Here is an 18,368-nt window from a genome sequence, read left to right as displayed (position 1 = left end):
CACGGTTGCCCGCTCAGTCATCGCCTGCGCCGTCCCCGCGTCCCGCGCCGCTCTCCAGCTTGCGCCAGAGCAGGCGCACCGGCGCCTTGCGCACCAGCGCGCAGCGGTACAGACGAATCTCCAGCGGCACGCGCCACTGCTCGCCGCCGCAGATCACCAGTTCGCCGCGCGCCAGCTCGGCAGTCACGCTCAACCGCGGCACCCAGGCCAGGCCGAGCTTCTGCATCGCCATGCTCTTCAGGCTGTCGGCCATGGCCGTCTCGTACACCGTGGTCGAACGCAGCCCGCGCTGGCGCAGCAGTGCATTCACCGAACGCCCCAGCGAGGCGCCGGCACTGTAGGCCAGCAGCGGCACGCTCTGCCCACTGTCGGGATCGAACAGCGGCGCGCCGGCCTCGTCCACCGCACACACCGGGACGATCTCGGTACGCCCCAGCGCCAGCGAGGGGAACAGCTCCGGGTCCATCTGCAGCGTCGCTTCCGGGTCGTGGTAGGCGAGGATCAGGTCGCAGGCACCCTCGCGCAACGAATGCACCGCCTCACCGACGTTGGTCGCCACCAGCCGGCTGTTGACCGGAACGCCGTCGCGCCGCAGCTGCGCCAGCCAGGCCGGAAAAAAGCCCAGCGCCAGCGAGTGCGCGGCGGCGATGCGCAGCACCTCGCCGCGCTGGCCTTCGAGATTGTGCAGATAGCGCACCACCTCGCCGACCTGCTCGACCAGGTTGCGCGCGGTGATCAGGAACAGCTGGCCGGCCTCGGTCAGCTCCACCGGCGTGCGCGAGCGGTTCACCAGGGTCAGCCCCAGCGTGCTCTCCAGGCTGCGGATGCGCCGGCTGAACGCCGGCTGGGTTACGAAACGCCGCTCGGCGGCCTGCGAGAAGCTGCGGGTGGCCGCCAGCGCGACCAGATCTTCCAGCCATTTGGTTTCGATGTTCATGCCATCTCCGAAGCGTCGTCCGCCGACAGGATAACGCTCGCCAACGACCGAACGTCACAGCCACATTATGCCGATCCGGCATGGGACAGCGGATAACGGCATTGGCCGACGAACGGCCGCAGGCCTTATGGTAGCTGGCATCGCGGTCACAGCCGCTTTCCTACCGGATGAGAACTCTCATGTCCTGCGCTGCATCCTTTCGCCTCGAAAAAGACCTGCTCGGCCCACTGGAAGTCCCCGCCGATGCCTACTACGGCATCCAGACCCTGCGCGCGGTCAACAACTTCCGCCTGTCCGGCGTGCCGCTGTCGCACTACCCCAAGCTGGTGGTCGCACTGGCGATGGTCAAGCAGGCTGCCGCCGACGCCAACCGCGAGCTGGGCCAGCTGAGCGAGGCCAAGCACCAGGCGATCAGCCAGGCCTGCGCGCGGCTGATCCGCGGCGAGTTCCACGAGCAGTTCGTGGTCGACATGATCCAGGGCGGCGCCGGCACCTCGACCAACATGAACGCCAACGAGGTGATCGCCAACCTCGCGCTGGAATACATGGGCCACGCCAAGGGCGAATACCGCTACCTGCACCCGAACAACGACGTGAACATGGCGCAGTCGACCAACGACGCCTACCCCACCGCCATTCGCCTGGGCCTGCTGCTCGGCCACGACACCCTGCTGGCCAGCCTCGACAGCCTGATCCAGGCCTTCGCCGGCAAGGGCGAGGAATTCGCCCACGTGCTGAAGATGGGCCGTACCCAGCTGCAGGACGCGGTGCCGATGACCCTCGGCCAGGAGTTCCACGCCTTCGCCACCACCCTCGGCGAAGACCTCGGCCACCTGCGCCGCATCGCCCCGCAACTGCTGGTCGAGGTCAACCTCGGCGGCACCGCGATCGGCACCGGCATCAACGCCGACCCGCGTTATCAGGCCATCGCCGTGCAGCGCCTGGCCGAAATCAGCGGCCAGCCGCTGCAGCCGGCCGCCGACCTGATCGAGGCCACCTCGGACATGGGCGCCTTCGTGCTGTTCTCCGGCCTGCTCAAGCGCACCGCGGTCAAGCTGTCGAAGATCTGCAACGACCTGCGCCTGCTCTCCAGCGGCCCGCGCACCGGCATCAACGAGATCAACCTGCCGCCGCGCCAGCCGGGCAGCTCGATCATGCCGGGCAAGGTCAACCCGGTGATTCCCGAGGCGGTCAACCAGGTCGCCTTCGAGGTAATCGGCAACGACCTGGCGCTGACCATGGCCGCCGAGGCCGGGCAACTGCAGCTCAACGTCATGGAGCCGCTGATCGCCTACAAGCTGTTCGATTCGATCCGCCTGCTGCAGCGCGCCATCGACATGCTGCGCGAGCACTGCATCGTCGGCATCACTGCCAACGAAGGGCGCTGCCGCGAGCTGATGGAAAACTCCATCGGCCTGATCACCGCCCTCAACCCCTACATCGGCTACGAAAACGCCACGCGCATCGCCGGCCAGGCCCTGCTCGGCGGCCGCGGCGTGCTGGAGCTGGTGCGCGAGGAGCAGCTGCTCGACGACGCCACGCTGGCCGACATCCTGCGCCCGGAAAACATGATCGCCCCGCGGCTGGTGCCGCTCGCGGTGTGATCGCTCCCTGCGCCCGGCAACCCTGCCGGGCGTTTTGCTTTACGGGCCGCCAGCCCGGCTCGTTCGCACAGCGTGATGCCACGTCCGTGTGCATCGCCAGCACCCCAGGCGGCTCATGCCAGGCCACTGCTGGCCTTTCGCCGAACGCCGGTATCGATTGCTTCCTCGACATGGTGCTCACCACGGCGAACATAGATCACGACGCCAGCAGTAATGCGCGTCGCGCTGCTAGCCCGGCAGGTTCCACGCATGCCGCAGACGTTGCAGCGCGGCGATGATCTCCACTTCCGGCACCGCCGCAAAACCCAGCACCAGGCCGCCCGCGGCGTCCGGCGGCAGCTGGCCGTCCAGCCAGTAGTCAGACAGCCTGTTCATCTCCACCCCGGCCGCTCGCGCCGCGGCAACCAGCTCGGCTTCGCGGGCCTGACTGTGCACCGGCACGCACAGGTGCAGTCCCGCATCCACCGCTGGCAACGCAGCGCAGCCCGGGATCGCCTCCGGCCAGTGCTGCAACAGGGTGTCGCGGCGCGCCCGCGCGGCCTGGCGCATGCGGCGCACGTGGCGCTGGAAGTGGCCGGCGGCGATGAACTCGGCCATCACCATCTGACTGCCGATATCCGAGTGACGCATATCCAATGCGCGGCGGCGGGCAAAGGCCTCGGCCAGGCCGGGAGGCAACACCAGGTAACCCAGGCGCAGCGCGGGGAAGGCGATCTTGCAGAAGGTGCCGACATAGAGCACCCGTCCCTGTCGATCCAGTGCCGCCAAAGGGGTCAGCGGCGTGCCGCTGTAACGGTACTCGCCGTCGTAGTCGTCCTCGACGATCCAACCCTCGTTGCGCTCGGCCCACGCGAGCAATTCCAGGCGCCGCGCCAGCGACAGGGTCACGCCGGTCGGGTACTGATGCGAGGGCGTGACATAGGCCAGGCGGCAGCCTTCGATCCGCGCGAGGGCGGCGGTGTCCAGTCCCTCGCGGTCTACCGCGACGCCGCAAAGCTCGGCGCCAGCCACGGCGAAGGCATGCCCGGCGGCTCGGTAGCCGGGGTTTTCAACAGCTACGCGATCGCCAGGCTGCACCAGCAACTGGGCGCACAGGCTGATGCCCTGCTGCGCGCCGCAGGTAATCACCACCTGGGACGGATCGCAGTTCAGCCCGCGGCTGCTGCGCAGGTAGGCCGCGACCAGTTCACGCAACGCACGCTCACCCGCCGGGTCGCCATAGCCCAGGCGGGCCGGCGATGGCTTGCGCCAGAAGCGCGCCGTGAGCCGCGCCCAGATTTCGAAGGGGAACAGGTCGAAGGCCGGCACGCCGATGCGAAAGGCCCGCGGCGCACCACTCACCGGCGGCGCAAGCTGATTACGACAGGCGCAACAGCGCCTCGGTCGTAGCCGGCCCGGTTACAGGCGGCTGCGCCAGCGGCCGCGCGCTGCCGAGTTGCACCACGTAGGTACCATCGCCTACCCGGGCCTCGATGTAACCCTCGGCATACAGCTGATCGAGCGCCCGGATAACGGTGTTGCGCGATACCGTCAGCAGCGCCGCCAGATCGCGACTGGCCGGCAACCGGCTTCGCCCGGCCAGACGACCATCGAGGATGCGCTCGCGCAGGGCCTGATAGAGCTGGCGAGTCAGACCCTGCCGGCGGTCGAGCTGAATACCGGAAAGATCGACGGGCAAGGGCGGTGTGGTCGGCATAGGTCGTATTGGCTCTATCAAAGTCACGGACATTGGATCTTACAGCGGACCAATACCCTGCCTAGCATGCAGGCACCGCATTGGAGAGATGCCATGTATCTGCCGACCTCATTCCGCCAGGACGATCTGGGCGAGTTGCACCGCCAGATTCGGACGATGCCATTCGCACTACTGACCAGCGCCGGCACGGATGGCGTGCAGGCCAGCCACCTGCCGCTGCTGCTGGAACCGGGCGAAGGCGAATTCGGCACCCTCTACGGCCACTTCGCCAGGACCAATCCGCACTGGTGCGACCTACGCGGCGGGGTCGAGGCGCTGGCGATCTTCAGCGGCCCCGACGCCTACATCAGCCCCAGCTGGTATCCGGCCAAAGCGGAGCACGGCAAGGTCGTGCCGACCTGGAACTACATTGCCGTGCACGCCCGCGGCCCGGTGCGGCTGATCGAGGACCGCGACAGTCTGCTGCAGATCGTCAGCCGCCTCAGCGACCAGCATGAAGCCGGCCGCGCGCAGCCCTGGGCAGTGAGCGATGCACCACACGACTACCTGGACGCCATGCTGCGCGCCATCGTCGGCTTCGCCCTGCCGATCCGCCGGCTGGAGGGCAAGTGGAAACTCGGACAGAACCGTTCGCCGACCGACCAGGCCGGGGTTCGCCAAGGCCTGGCCGCCTCACCCGATCCGCACGACCAGGCTCTGGCCGCGCGCATGTCCATCACCGACTGAAGAGGAATGCACCGTGCCTGAAATCCGCCCCATCACCGCCGCCGACCACGCCGCCTGGCGCGAACTCTGGCAGGGCTACCAGCGCTTCTACGCCGCAGAGATTGCGGAACCGACCAGCGACCTCACCTGGCAACGCTTTCTCGAGCCGAACGAGCCGATGCATGCCGCCCTCGCCTGGCACGACGACAAGGCTGTCGGCCTGGTGCACTGGATCTTTCACCGCAGTTGCTGGACGGCTGGCGACTACTGCTACCTGCAAGACCTCTATGTCGCCGAGGACAGCCGCGGCTCTGGCATTGGTCGGGCACTGATCGAGCACGTCTACGCCCAGGCCGTAGCCGCCGGCGCCGCACGCGTTCACTGGCTGACCCAGGAGACCAACTACCCTGGGCGCATGCTCTACGACCGCATCGCCGACCGCTCGGGCTTCATCCAGTACCGCAAGGTGCTCTGAGCCACTACTCGATTTCGAACAGCCCATCACGAATCTGCGCGCCGGCCAGGCGCTGGCGGATGTCGTCGTCGATGCGCGGATCGTCGGGGGCGTAGAGCATCACCTGGCGGTAGGCGTTGACGCGGTTGATCTCGCTGCCCAGGTAATCCCACACCACGCGGGTGCAGGCCGGGGTGCGACGGTCGCCGCTGGAGACGCCGGTCTTCAGGCCGTTGAGGCGGCCGATGCGGCTCTTGAAGCTGGGGATGAGGATGGTCTGGCTCATCTCGTTGTCGGTCAGCGACTCGTAGTCGATGAGAAACAGCCGGTCCTGCAGGTAGAACGCCGCGCCGAGGTAGCGGCAGCGCACCACCCATTCCTCGGCCGGCGCCTGGCCGGCGCGCGAGCGCTCCTGACGTTCCTGACGCTCGAAGACGAAGCTGCCGCGATCCTCGCGCAGGTGCACCAGCGACAGCAGGATCTGCCCCGGCACCGACATGCAGTTGGCGTACTCGAAGTAGTAGCCGCAATAGCGCGACAGCAGGCTGCTGGCGTTGTCGCGCAAAGGCTGGAACAGCTCCAGCAGCGGATCGTTGGCGCCGCTGCGCTCCTGGTCGTGGCGGCGCAGGCCGATCAGCTGGGCGAACTGCTCGCCGGGCAGGCCCAGTTCGTAGGCCTCGACGCCGAAGAAATCGCAGATGCGTTTGAGGTTGTGCGCGGTCGGACGGCTCTGGCCGCCGAGGTAGCGGTTGAACTGCGCGCGGTTGATGCCGAGCTTGCGGCAGACCTCGGCGATCGAACGGTAGTGGCTGCAGAGCAGTTTGAGATTGTCACCCAGGTGTTCGTACATGGCGGCGGCATCTGATGCGGGTGACGCGAGTCTAGCATCAACTCGCGTCAGGTCGCCGCGACCTGCACAATTGCGTGGCCAGGGCGCGCGGCCGAATCATTTCCGCCCCGCACGTTGTCTACTCGCAAAACAACAAGAGAGACCTTCCCCCATGCTCGATATTCTCAACGATCTAATCTGGAGCAAGCTGCTGATCGTCATGCTGATCGGCCTTGGCTTGTACTTCACGATTGCCTCGCGTTTCGTCCAGTTTCGCTATTTCGGCAGCATGTTCCGCATCTTCGGCGAGGCGTTCACCCGCCAGCCGGGCCAGCTCAGTTCGTTCCAGGCGCTGATGCTCTCGGTCGCCGGCCGCGTCGGCGCCGGTAACATCGCCGGGGTTTCGGTGGCGATCATGCTCGGCGGGCCGGGCGCGGTGTTCTGGATGTGGATGGTGGCGCTGGTCGGCATGGCCACCAGCTACTTCGAGTGCTCGCTGGCGCAGCTGTACAAGCGCCGCGAGCCGGACGGCGGCTATCGCGGCGGCCCGGCCTTCTACATCGAGCACGGCCTCCGTCAGCGCTGGCTGGGCATCCTGGTGTCGCTGCTGCTGCTAGTGACCTTCGGTCTGGGCTTCAACGCGGTGCAGTCCTACACCGTGGCCAGCTCGCTGCACGACACCTTCGGCGTGCCGACGCTGGTCAGCGGCATCGCGCTGATGGTGGTGATGGGGTTGATCATCTTCGGCGGCATCCGCCGCATCGCCAGCTTCGCCGACGTGATGGTGCCGGTCATGGCGCTGTCCTACATCGCGATGGCGATCTATGTGATCGGCAGTAACGCCGGGCAGATTCCCGAGACCTTCAGCCTGATCGTGCGCAGCGCCTTCGGCCTGGAGCCGGCCTTCGCCGGCGGCATCGGCGCGGCGATCATCATGGGCGTCAAGCGCGGCCTGTTCTCCAACGAGGCCGGCCTGGGCAGCGCGCCGAACGTGGCGGCGGTGGCCGAGGTCAAGCACCCGGCGGCGCAGGGCATCGTGCAGTCGCTCAGCGTGTTCATCGATACCATCGTGATCTGCAGCTGCACCGCGCTGATCATCCTGCTCTCGGGCGTCTACCAGCCGGGCATGGAGCAGGCCGGCGTGGTGCTGACGCAGACCGCCGTGGCCGCCGTGGTCGGCGAGTGGGGTCGAGTGTTCGTCAGCCTCGCGCTGCTGCTGTTCGTGTTCACCACGCTGATCTACAACTACTACCTCGGCGAGAACGCGCTGGGCTTCTTCACCGCCAAACGCTGGCCGGTGCAGCTGTACCGCCTGCTGGTGGTGGCGCTGGTGCTGTGGGGCTCGATCCAGGACCTGGGCACGGTGTTCGCCTTCGCCGACCTCACCATGGGCCTGCTGGCGATCTGCAACCTGGTCGCCCTGGCGCTGCTGTTCAAGGTCGGCCTGCGCCTGATGCGCGATTACGACAACCAGCTCAAGGCCGGTGTAGAGTCGCCGGTGCTCGACCCGCGCGACTACGCCGATCTGGACCTCGATCCTGCCGTCTGGCCGACCAAGACCGGCGAAGAGGCCCGTATCATCGGCAACGCCGCCGTCCAGCACTGAGCACCCGCTCGCGTCGACCGACAGGGGGCTCCTAGGCCCCCTGTTTCGTTTGAGGAGATCCCATGCCGGCTTCCAGAAAGACCCTGGTGCTGTACACCGGCGGCACCATTGGCATGCAGCAGAGCGCCGACGGACTGATGCCCGCCTCCGGCTTCGCCGAGCGGCTGCGGGCGCAACAGCTGCTGCAACCGGGGCGGGCGCTGCCAGACTGGCAGTTCCGCGAGCTGCTGCCGCCGATCGACAGCGCCAACATGACACCGCGCCACTGGCTGGCGATTGCCGCGGCGATCCGCCAGGGCGTCGAGCAGGAGGGCTGCGACGCCGTGCTGGTGCTGCATGGCACCGACACCCTGGCCTACAGCGCCGCGGCGCTGAGCTTCCTGCTGCTCGGGCTGGAGGCGCCGGTGCTGCTGACCGGTTCCATGCTACCGGCGGGCGTGCCGGGCAGTGACGCCTGGGACAACCTGTTCGGCGCCCTGCAGGCGCTACACGACGGCGCGGTAGCCGGCGTCCAGCTGTACTTCCACGACCGCCTGCTGCATGGCGCCCGCGCCAGCAAGCTCGGCACCGCCAGCCTCGATGCGTTCGCCACCCTGCCGCGCCAGCGTCACGAGCCGCGCGGCAACGGCATCCCGCCGTGTCTCGACTACCGCCAGGCGCGCCAGCCGGTCGAGCTGGCCGTGCTGCCGCTGTATCCGGGCATCCAGGCGACACAACTGCGCGCCGCGCTAGCCGGCAACGTGCGCGGGCTGGTGCTCGAATGCTACGGCAGCGGCACCGGACCGTCCGACGATGCCGAGCTGCTGGCGGCGCTGGCCGAGGCCCATGCGCGCGGCGTGGTGCTGGTGGCGATCAGTCAGTGTCCGCAGGGCCATGTGGATTTCGGTCTGTATGCCGCCGGCAGCCGCCTGGCCGCCTGCGGCCTGCTCGATGGCGGCGGCATGACGCGCGAGGCGGCGCTGGGCAAGCTGTTCGCCCTGCTCGGCGCCGGGCTGACGTCCGCCGAAGTGGCGCACTGGTTCGCGGTCGACCTGTGCGGCGAGCGCGCCGACTGACGCGCCGCCCGGCTCAGCCGGCGACCGGCGTCGGCGCCTGCTCCAGCTCGATCCAGAAGCGGCTGCCGACGCCCGGCTCGCTGTGCAGGCCCATCTGCCCGTTCATCTGCCGGGCGAATTCCAGGCACAGCGACAGGCCGATACCGGTGCCCTGGATCATGCTGTTCTCGCGCCCCAGGCGCTGGAACGGCTCGAACACCTGATCCTGCTGCTGCGGGTCGATACCCAGCCCGGTGTCCTCGACGATCAACCGCACGCGGTTGCCGGCGCTCTCCGCGCGCAGCATCACGCAGCCATCGGGCACGTTGTACTTCAGCGCATTGGACAGCAGGTTGAGCAGCACCTGGCGCAGCCGCCGCGGCTCGGCCAGCACCTGCAACGCGTCCGGCGGCAGCTGCACCTCCAGGCGCAGGTTGCGCTGGCGCACCTCCAGCGACACCAGCTCGGCGCATTCGCGCAGCAGCCCGGCGACCGCCACCGGCCGCAGTTCGAGCGTCTGCCGTTCGCTCTGCAGGCCGGACCACTCCAGCACGTCGCCGAGCATCTGGTTCAGATGGCGGCTGGCCAGGAGGATTTCGTCGAGGTACTCGGCGGCCTCGGACTGGCTCTCGTCGTTGCAGTCCATGCGCATCAGCTGGGCGAAGCCGAGGATGGCGTTGAGCGGCGTGCGCAGCTCGTGGCTGATACCCGACAGCAGGCGCGTCTTCGCCTCGTTGGCAGCCTGCGCCTGCGCCGTCGCGGCGCGCAGCTCGGCGTCCGCCTGCTTGAGCGCATCGATGTCGACGTGCGTGCCGGCCAGCACGCGCGGCAAGCCCGTCTGCGCATCGTGCGCCAGCACCCGGCCGCGGCTGAGCAGCCAGTGGTACTGGCCGAGCGCGTCGGCAAAGCGGTATTCGACGTCGTAGCGCTGCGACAGCCCCTGCTGGACCAGTTTGAGCTGGGCCATCGCCCGCGGCAGGTCCTCGGGGTGAATGCGCTGGCGGAACTGCTCGCCGGTCAGTTGCCCCTCAGGCAAGCCGAAGCGCCCTGACAGGCGCCCGCGCAGCTGCAGCACGCCGCTCTGCAGATCGAACTCCCAGAGGCTTTCGGTGGCGCTTTCCAGCACCAGCTCGAGTCGGCGCTGGGTCTGCCAGCGCTGCGTCTCGCTGGACTGCAACTGGCTGCCGATCCACAGCGTATGCCGGGCCATGTCGTCCAGCTCGCGAATGCGCGAGGTCACCGGCGTCGGCTGCCAGCGGCCCTGGCCGATCTCGTCGAGCATCTGCGAGACACCGGCGATCGGCGCGCGCAGCGAATCGCTGAGGCGCCGCGCGCGCCGCCACATGAAGGCGAAGAAGCCGAGGTAGAACAACAGCAGCCCGGCGATCAGCAGGTAGCCGATCTGCTGGTAACGGCTGGCCAGGGCGTTGGTCTGGGCGAACATCTGCGCCTCGTCGACCACCGCCAGCAGGTGCCAGCCGGTCTGGTCGATGGTGGTCCAGGCCACCAGCTGCGGCCGGCCGCCGAGCACCAGGCGACGCACACCGACCGGCTGACCTTCGATGGCGGCGGCCAGTTCGCGCGTCTCGGCGCGCTGCTGCAGCTTGAAGTCCTCGGGCTTGAAGATTTCGCGGCGCACCGCCTCCGCATAGGAATGCTCGGTCAGCTCGGCGAGACCGAAGTCGCGCTCGCCCGGACCGGGCAGCGCCATGATGCCCAGATCGCGGCTGACCAGCATCGCGTAGCCGTCCCACGGCACATGCAGCTGGGCGATCTGCTGCAGAATGCCACTGACGGTGATGTCGATGCCGCTGACGCCTTCGAGGAAATCGCCGCGATAGACCGGCGCGATGGCCGACATCATCCAGCCGTGGCCGGCGGGATCGAGGTAGACGTCGGTCCACACCACCCCGCGCTCCGGATTGTGCTCGGCATCGGCGAGGTAATAGAAGTTGTAGTCGGGAATGACCATGTCATTCGGGTACTGGTCCGGCGTGGAGAACCAGGGGTAGATGTGGTTGTAGCTGTCCCAGCTGTTGAAATACAGGCTGGCGATCAGCGGAAAGCGCGCCTTGAGCTCCATCATCAGCGGATCGAGGCTGCGCAGGCGCGTGACCTTGTCCAGATCCTGGCGCGCCGGCGGCGTGGAGCCGGAATAGAACGCTGCCGCGCCGCCCTCGTCACGCGGACTGTAGCGCACTCCGGCGGCATTCAGCGCCAGCGCCGGCGGGCAGGCGCATGCCGACGGCTGGTCGAGCAGCGCGCGACCGGTCAGGCTGCGAAACAGCTCGGTGGCCGCGGTGATCTGCCCCAGCTGCGCATCGATGATGCGCGCCTCCAGGCCGACCGAGGCCTGCAGGTCGGTCAGGGCGGTGTCGCGCAGGTAGTCGATATGCGCATCGCGGATGGCATTGTTGGTCAGCAGATAGACTGCGATGAGCACCGCCTCCACCAGCACCAGCGGAATCAGGGCACTTTGAACGAAGGCGCGCCAGATCCATTGGCGCAGACCGATCGGGCTTCTCGACGGCACGGGAGCTCCAGCGCACGGCGCGCAAACGGCTGATGGGCGAAAGCGGCGGGATCATATCACCGCGCCCGGTAAAACCCAGTTTCGCCGATAGACGTACAGCCGGCCGTGCGCTGCTGCTTATCCAGCGTCGGTTGTCCTAACCGCGCTGGCGCGCGAGTGCCGCCAGGCGCACCGCCGCGTTGGCCTCGCCGTGCCCGGCGTAGCCGTTGCGCCGCTGCAGGATCTCGACGCAGAAGCGCCCCTCGAACGGCACGGTACACACCTGCAGCAGCTCGCCGCCCTGCGCATCGCGGTCGTACAGCACATTGCCGCGGGCCAGGCGCTGCAGGGTGGCGTCGTCGAGCGCGAAGCGCGCGGCGAGGTCATCGTAGTAGTTCTGCGGGATGTTCAGCAGCGCCACGCCGGCCTGCTGGAGGCGTTCCACCTCGGCGAGCAGGTCATCGCAGGCAAAGGCGATGCGCTGCAGCCCGGCGCCACGGTAGCGCGCCAGCGTGTGGGCGACCGCCGTGTCGTGGTCCGGCGAAATCTCCAGCGGCAGGCGTACCCGGCCGCAGCGGCTGTGCACGGCGCGGCTGCGGATCAGCCCGCGGGGGTCGAACGCCACTGCCTCGTCGGCCACCTCGAAATCGAACAGGCTGCGGTAGAACAGCAGCCAGCTGGCCAGCCGCTCGGCCGGCAGCGCGCTGGCCAGCTGATCGATGCCGCGCAGGCCGCCGCTCGGCTGCGCCTGCGGGTCGATGCGGAAATCGGTGTCGTAGACGCTGTGCCCCGGCGCACCCGGCTCGACCAGATAGATCAGGCTGCCGTCCGGCGCGCGTACGGCCGGTATTTCCCGTTCGTCGGGGCCGACCAGGCCGCAGTAGGGCTGGGCGCGGAAGGCACAGGCGCGCTCCAGCGCCGGCGCCTCGCGCTCGACCCGCAGCGCCATCGCGCAGAGCGAGGTGCCGTGCGCGGCGAAGAAATCCGCGGCGAACGACTGCGGCTGGGCATTGAGCACGATGTTCGCCTCGCCCTGGCGATACAGCCACACCGCCTTGGAACGATGCTCGCCGACACGGGCGAAACCCAGGCGCTCGAGCCAACCGCCGAGACGTTCGGCCTGCGCGGCGTCGACGGCGAATTCGAGGAAATCGAGCCCCGTACGGCTGGCAGCCGGCGGGGCGGCGAGCAGGTTGCCGCGCGGTGTCGCGCCCTGCTGCTCCAGGCGCTGGCGGGTCTGCTCCTCCAGATAGAGCAGCGCGCGCAGCCCGTCGGCGGCACTGGCCGGCGCGGGCGCGGCACGCAGGCCGTCGTTGAAGATTTCCAGTGACAGCGGCCCGCGATAGCCGCTGCGCAGCACCGGCGCGAGAAAGCCCGCCAGATCGAACGCACCCTGCCCGGGGAAGCAGCGGTGATGGCGGCTCCACGGCAGCACGTCGAGCGTGAGCAGCGGCGCATCGGCCAGCTGCACGAAGAAGATCTTCTCGGCGGGCAGCGCGGCGATGCCGGCCGGATCGTCACGCAGCGCCAAGGTGTGGAAGCTGTCGAGGACGATACCGAGCGCCGGGTGGTCGGCCTGCGCCACCAGTTCCCAGGCCTGGCCCCAGGTCTGCACATGGCGGCCCCAGGCGAGCGCCTCGTAACCGATGCGCAGGCCGCGTGCCTGCGCTCGCTCGGCCAGCCGCGCGAGGTCGGCGGCGAGAATCTCCGGCTCGCCCAGCGCCTCGGCCTGGGTGTTGCTGCAGACCAGCAGCAGCTCGGTACCCAGTTCCTGCATCAGGTCGAACTTGCGCTCGGCACGGTCGAGGTTGCGCTGCACAAGCGCGCGCGGGCAGCCCTCAAAGTCGCGGAACGGCTCGAACAGCGCGATGCCGATGCCCAGCTCCTCGCACTGCCGACGCACCTCCGCCGGGCTGCCCGGGTAATGCAGCAGATCGGTCTCGAACAGTTCGACGGCGTCGAAGCCGGCCGCGGCGATGGCGCGCAGCTTGTCCGGCAGAGTGCCGCTCAGCGAAACGGTGGAGATCGCCCGCGGCCAGCGCCAGCCGCGCTCGCCGGGACGCATCCGGGCAGGCGCAGCGACCGGCTGGGCGCCGTCCACGCGCGGAAATGCCGCCAGATTGGCGGCCAGCGGCACGATGGCCGACTCAGTGCACGGTACGATCATGGTCGGGGGACTCGGTAAGGGAAACCAGCGGGCCGGGCTCGGCCTGCTCCAGCAGGGCGCGTAGCGGCGTGGCGATCGAGGCGGTGTAGTCCTTCACGCAGCGGTGATGGCCGCCCAGTACGTCGTAACTCTCGAAGCGGATGCCCATGTTGCGCCACGCGTGGCTGGTGTAATCGGCCGAGAAGTACACCACCGGCGCCGCCAGCCGCCCGGGCAGGTAGCGGGCCATCGCCAGCGAGTAACGCTGGAAGCGTTCACGCACCTCCAGATCCCGCGCCGTCGGCGCGGCCTCCGCGCTGGCGCGGCGCAGCAGGCGCCCGCCGAGCTTGTGCAGCAGGTTGGCGATGCGCTTGGGATAGGGCCATTTGCTGGTCTCGCCGAAGCGGCTCAGCGCCTCGTAGGTGCGCGCCAGCAGCGTTTCCGACAGCAACGCGTCGGCGCTGCGCAGGATGACGCGCGACCAGGGCCGCACGTTGGCCGTCGGCGGGTCGATCAGCGCGACGATCTCCACCTCTTCGCCGGCCTCGATCAGCAGGCGCGCGGTTTCGAACGCCACCAGCGCACCGTTGCAGTAGCCGCCGATGCGGTACGGACCACGCGTCTGGCGTTCGAGGATCAGCGGCAGCCGCGCACGCGCCATCTGCTCGACCGACGCCGGAATCGGCTCGTTGTCCAGGCCGTGCGGGGCGATGGCGATCAGCGGTTGCCGCGCGCCGAGCAGCTTGGCCAGACGGCGGATGTAGTAGCCGCCCTGGGCGAAGTCGCCGTGGAACCAGAACAGCGGCGTGCGTTGCGGGTCCTGATTGAACTCGATCACCGGGATCACCTGCCCGGCAAGGTCCTGCAGGCGCGCGGCGAGCTTGCGCGCGCTCTCCTCGACCAGCACCGTCTCGGGAATCATGCGCCCGAGCAGCTGTTCGAGTTCGGCGAGCATCTCGGTGGCGAGCAGCGAATCGCCGCCGCAGTCGAAGAAGTTGTCGTCCGGGCCGACCGCATCAGTCTTCAGCAGGCGCCGCCAGACGCCCAGCACATCGCGCTCCAACGGCGTCAGCAGCGCATCCGCAGTGGTGGCGCCCGCGCGCGCCTGGGCGGCGCGCATCGCCAGCAGCGCATCGCTCAAGCGGTGACGCAGCACCTTGCCGGTCAACCCGCGCGGCAGTTCGTCGAGCAGCTGGATGCGCCGCGGCACCTTGAAGTACACCAGTTCGCCACGCAGATACTCGCGCAGCGCCTCCGCCTCCACCTGCATGCCCGGCCGCAGCACCACCGCGGCGGCCACGTCCTGACCGAGACGCGGATGCGGCACGGCGAACGCCGCGGCCTCGGCCACCGCCGGGTGGCGCAGCAGTGCATCGTCGACCTCCTGCAGGCTGACCTTCTCGCCGCCGCGGTTGATCACCTCGCGCAGGCGTCCATGCAGGCGCAGAAAGCCATCGGCATCGAAGCTGCCCAGATCGCCGGTGTGGAACCAGCCATTGTGAAAGGCCGCCTGGTTCAGCGCCGGGTCGCCGAGATAGCCGGACATCAGCGTCGGTCCGCGGAGCAGCACCTCGCCGCGTTCGCCGGCCGCGACCGGCGTGCCCGCGTCATCGACGATGCGCACGGTGCCCGGTAGCGGCCGGCCGACCGTGCCGGCCTTGTGCTCGCCGGGAAACGGCGTGTTCACCGCAACCTGCGCGGCCTCGCTGGAGCCGTAGTGTTCGAGCAGCGGCATGCCCAGCACCGCCTGCAGGCCGTCGATGATCTCCTGCTGTAACGGCGCCCCACCCGAGGAGGCAAAGCGCAGACGATGCCGGGCGAAGGCCTCGGGGCGGCTGTGGGTGGCTTCGAGCACCGCGCGGTGCAGTGCTGGGCCGGCGGAATACCAGCTCGGCTGGAGCGTCTCGAACCACTCGTGCAGGTCCACGGTCGCCGGGCTGAGCGGGAACGCCACGCTGCCGCCACCGAGCAGCGGGGTAAGGATGGTCACCTTGAGCCCGTGCGAGTAGTACGGCGCCGAGACGCACAGGCAGCGGTCCTCGGCATTCAGGCGGAACCAGCGCTGCCAGTTCTGCGCGGCGGCGAGCATGTTGCGATGGCTGAACGGAATCAGCTTGGGCCGCGCGGTGGTGCCGGAGCTGCGCAGGATGAACGCCGGCGCGTCCGCTTCCGGCTCGGCATCGGGCGCCGGAACGGCCGCGGCCGTGGCGCGCAGCAGCAGGCCGGCGCTGCCGTCTTCGGCCGGCTCGGCGATGATCAGCGGCAGGTCGTGCCGGTGCGCGGCGCGATAGCCGGCATCGGGGCCGCCGTCGATGATCAGCAGCGCATCGAGCGGCAGCTGTTCGAGGAACTGATCCAGCTCGGCCGGCCCGAGGCGCGGATCGAGCGGCACGGCGACCGCCGAACAGGCAACGCCGAGGATGCCGACGGCGGCCTGGGCGGCGTCGGGGATCATCACGCCGATCTTCGCCTCGCGACCGAGACCGGCCTGGCGCAGCTGGCGGCGGATGCCGTCGAGCTGATCGCACAGGGCGCCGCGATCCAGCGGGGCGAAGCGCGTGGCGAGCAGTGCCGGCCGCCGCGGAGCGGCAGCGGCCAGACGTGCCAGTGCACGATAGAGCGTCGGCGCGGTGGCGGTCGAGTCGCGCACGGGCGCTGCCGGGTCCAGCACGGACCCGATCGATTCGAGGGAGTGTGTCACGCTGTCTGTCCTTGGCCGAGGGGCGACCGGAGCCGCTTTCCTCACTGGCCTCTAAGACAGCGTGCGTCGAAAAAGTTGCCTGAACTGCGCCGTGTTATCGGTAACTGCAATGAAAAACGCGCTAGCCGCTGCGCTTTTCCAGCAAATTTCTCGATCGGATCCGGCTCACTCCGCCAGATAGCGCGCCCGCGGCGTGGCCATCGGCAGCGGGCCGTCGCCGATCAGGCGGAAGGCGCCGGACTGCGCATCGTAGGCGCGGATCTCGCTGGTGCCGATGTTGTAAACCCAGCCGTGGATGAACAGCTGGCCGCTGGCCAGGCGTGCGGCGACCGACGGGTGGGTGCGCAGGTGGTCGAGCTGGGCGACCACGTTTTCCTCGGTGAGGATGCCCAGGGTGTGCTCGTTGGCGCAGCCGCAATTCTCTTCCACCACATGCCGGGCGACCTCGGCGTGGCGCAGCCAGGCTTTCACCGTGGGCATGCGCTGCAGCGGCGCCGGGTCGAGCACCGCCTTCATCGCGCCGCAGTCCGAATGCCCGCAGATGATGATGTGCTGCACGCCAAGCGCCACCACGGCGAACTCGATCGCGGTGGAGACGCCGCCGAGCATCTGTCCGTAGGGCGGCACCACATTGCCGACGTTGCGGGTGACGAACAGGTCGCCCGGCGAGCTCTGGGTGATCAGCTCGGGAATGATCCGCGAGTCGGCGCAGGTGATGAACATCGCTCGCGGCTTCTGCTCGAAGGCGAGCTTCTCGAACAGCTCGCGCTGCTGGGGATAGATCTCCTCGCGAAAGCGCTTGACCCCACCGATGATGTGATCGAGCGCCTCCTGGGCACTTTCGTTGCGTTGCTGATTGCTCATGTTCGACTCTCGCAAGGTGTGTTGGCGCGCTTCAGAATTTCTCCGGGCGCAGCACTTGTACTTCGGCGAGGTAGCAGACCATCGCGAAGTGTTCGTAATAACGGGCCTGCAGGTGTTCGGCGATGCGCTCGGCGATCTCGCGACTGCAGATGACTTCCAGGCGGATGTTGCCGTCGGTGTTCCACTCGGCGTTGCGTACGCCACGGCTGCCGCTGCCACGTGCGTCGGACAGGGTCCAGCCGGGCGCGCCGAGCGCCTGCAGGTCGGCTTCCAGCTTGTGCTCCAGCGCGGCTTCGCAGATCACCGTGAGCAGCGTGCGGGTATGTGCGTTCATCTCAGAGTCCCCAGGCGATCAGTCGCTCGGCGAGCGCCAGATAGAGCGGTATGCCGAGCAGGATGTTGAAGGGAAAGGTGATGCCCAGCGAGGCGGTCAGCGATAACGACGGATTGGCCTCCGGCACCGCCAGGCGCATCGCCGCCGGCACTGCGATGTACGAGGCGCTCGCCGACAGCGTGGCGAGCATCGCCGTGCCGCCCAACGACAGCCCCATGAAGCGCGCCAGAAGGGCGCCGATCAGCGCACCGAGCAGCGGCATGCTCAGCGCGAACGCGGCGAGCTTGATGCCGTAGCGCTTGAGCGAAGCGAGCTGGCCGGAAGCGATCAGCCCCATCTCCAGCAGGAAGAACGCCAGCACGGGCTTGAACATGCTGGTGTACAGCGGCTCCAGCGGCTTGATCGCCTCCTTGCCGGCGATCGCGCCGATCAGCAGACCGCCCAGCAGCAACATGATGCTCTTGCCGAGGAAGATCTCGCGGCCCAGCGCCTTCCACTGCGTCTCGCGCGACACGCCCTTGGCCAGCAGGATGCCGACCAGGATCGCCGGAATCTCGAGGATCGCCACGAACAACGGCATGTAGCTCTCGAACGCCACCTGGCGCGCCGCCAGATAGGCCACCACCACGGCGAAGGTGCCGGCACTGACCGAGCCGTAGTGCGCGGCGACCGCGGCGGCATTGATGCGGTCGAAGCGCAGGCCGCGCAACAGGCCGAACGCCAGCACCGGCAGCAGCATGCCCAACGCCAGCACCAACAGCGACTGGCCGAGCAGCGCGGCGCTGGCCTGTTCGGCCAGCTCGACGCCGCCGTGCAAGCCGATGGCCAGCAGCAGCACGATGGACAGCGTGTCGTACAGCGCCGGTGGCAGCTTCAGTTCGCTCTTGAGCAGCCCGGCGAACAGGCCGAAGACGAAGAACAATACGACGGGGTCGATACCCATTTG

The 18,368-nt window shown here is 68.6% G+C and carries 13 protein-coding genes and 1 pseudogene; 5 read left to right on the top strand and 9 right to left on the bottom strand.

Going from position 1 to position 18,368, the window contains the following annotated elements:
* Positions 1-13: 13 nt before the first annotated feature.
* Positions 14-937 carry a LysR substrate-binding domain-containing protein gene (locus U8L64_RS13910; RefSeq protein WP_333398088.1) on the bottom strand — a complete coding sequence of 308 codons (924 nt, stop codon included), beginning with the start codon at positions 935-937 and terminating at the stop codon, positions 14-16.
* 179 nt (positions 938-1,116) lie between these two features.
* Between U8L64_RS13910 and U8L64_RS13905 the strand changes: the two genes are divergently transcribed.
* Positions 1,117-2,541 (top strand): aspartate ammonia-lyase, encoded by a 1,425-nt coding sequence (locus U8L64_RS13905; protein WP_008568585.1) that lies wholly within the window; start codon positions 1,117-1,119, stop codon positions 2,539-2,541.
* A gap of 228 nt (positions 2,542-2,769) precedes the next feature.
* Here U8L64_RS13905 and pdxR read toward each other — a convergent pair.
* A pseudogene (gene pdxR, locus U8L64_RS13900) lies at positions 2,770-4,237 on the bottom strand (MocR-like pyridoxine biosynthesis transcription factor PdxR).
* A gap of 93 nt (positions 4,238-4,330) precedes the next feature.
* On the opposite strand from pdxR, the gene U8L64_RS13895 reads away from it, so the two are divergent.
* Together U8L64_RS13895 and U8L64_RS13890 are read left to right on the top strand one after the other, a co-directional pair.
* On the top strand, positions 4,331-4,963 hold the full coding sequence (locus U8L64_RS13895; protein ID WP_077682819.1) for an FMN-binding negative transcriptional regulator: 633 nt from the start codon (positions 4,331-4,333) through the stop codon (positions 4,961-4,963).
* Between the two features lie 13 nt (positions 4,964-4,976).
* Entirely contained in the window at positions 4,977-5,417 is a 441-nt protein-coding gene (locus tag U8L64_RS13890) for a GNAT family N-acetyltransferase (RefSeq protein ID WP_156716003.1), read from the top strand.
* Positions 5,418-5,421: 4 nt separating this feature from the next.
* On the opposite strand, the gene U8L64_RS13885 is transcribed toward U8L64_RS13890, so the two are convergent.
* Positions 5,422-6,246, bottom strand: coding sequence for a helix-turn-helix domain-containing protein (locus U8L64_RS13885; protein ID WP_077682821.1), 825 nt, complete (start codon positions 6,244-6,246; stop codon positions 5,422-5,424).
* 151 nt (positions 6,247-6,397) lie between these two features.
* Between U8L64_RS13885 and U8L64_RS13880 the strand changes: the two genes are divergently transcribed.
* Together U8L64_RS13880 and U8L64_RS13875 are read left to right on the top strand one after the other, a co-directional pair.
* On the top strand, positions 6,398-7,831 hold the full coding sequence (locus tag U8L64_RS13880; protein ID WP_054094117.1) for an alanine/glycine:cation symporter family protein: 1,434 nt from the start codon (positions 6,398-6,400) through the stop codon (positions 7,829-7,831).
* Positions 7,832-7,893: 62 nt separating this feature from the next.
* Positions 7,894-8,886 carry an asparaginase gene (locus tag U8L64_RS13875; protein WP_054094118.1) on the top strand — a complete coding sequence of 331 codons (993 nt, stop codon included), beginning with the start codon at positions 7,894-7,896 and terminating at the stop codon, positions 8,884-8,886.
* A gap of 13 nt (positions 8,887-8,899) precedes the next feature.
* Here the strand turns inward: U8L64_RS13875 and U8L64_RS13870 are convergent, their stop codons facing one another.
* From U8L64_RS13870 to U8L64_RS13845, 6 genes are all read right to left on the bottom strand, one after another.
* Positions 8,900-11,398 carry a sensor histidine kinase gene (locus U8L64_RS13870; protein ID WP_333398087.1) on the bottom strand — a complete coding sequence of 833 codons (2,499 nt, stop codon included), beginning with the start codon at positions 11,396-11,398 and terminating at the stop codon, positions 8,900-8,902.
* A 136-nt stretch (positions 11,399-11,534) separates the two neighbouring features.
* Positions 11,535-13,442 carry a bifunctional sugar phosphate isomerase/epimerase/4-hydroxyphenylpyruvate dioxygenase family protein gene (locus U8L64_RS13865; RefSeq protein ID WP_333398194.1) on the bottom strand — a complete coding sequence of 636 codons (1,908 nt, stop codon included), beginning with the start codon at positions 13,440-13,442 and terminating at the stop codon, positions 11,535-11,537.
* Positions 13,443-13,524: 82 nt separating this feature from the next.
* The gene (locus U8L64_RS13860; protein WP_442965290.1) at positions 13,525-16,224 is read right to left on the bottom strand and encodes an AMP-binding protein; all 2,700 of its coding nucleotides are present in this window, start codon (positions 16,222-16,224) and stop codon (positions 13,525-13,527) included.
* A gap of 165 nt (positions 16,225-16,389) precedes the next feature.
* Positions 16,390-17,088, bottom strand: a complete 699-nt coding sequence (locus U8L64_RS13855; RefSeq protein ID WP_043298784.1) for a carbonic anhydrase — start codon at positions 17,086-17,088, stop codon at positions 16,390-16,392.
* Between the two features lie 31 nt (positions 17,089-17,119).
* Positions 17,120-17,422 (bottom strand): P-II family nitrogen regulator, encoded by a 303-nt coding sequence (locus U8L64_RS13850; protein WP_043298783.1) that lies wholly within the window; start codon positions 17,420-17,422, stop codon positions 17,120-17,122.
* Between the two features lies 1 nt (position 17,423).
* Positions 17,424-18,365 carry a sodium-dependent bicarbonate transport family permease gene (locus tag U8L64_RS13845; RefSeq protein ID WP_043298782.1) on the bottom strand — a complete coding sequence of 314 codons (942 nt, stop codon included), beginning with the start codon at positions 18,363-18,365 and terminating at the stop codon, positions 17,424-17,426.
* Positions 18,366-18,368 lie beyond the last annotated feature (3 nt).

Source organism: Pseudomonas sp. FIP_A4 (assembly GCF_036701605.1).
Taxonomy (GTDB): Bacteria; Pseudomonadota; Gammaproteobacteria; order Pseudomonadales; family Pseudomonadaceae; genus Stutzerimonas; species Stutzerimonas phenolilytica.
Note: the sequence above shows the minus strand (reverse complement) of the source record. Positions and strands in the feature narration are given on the sequence as shown.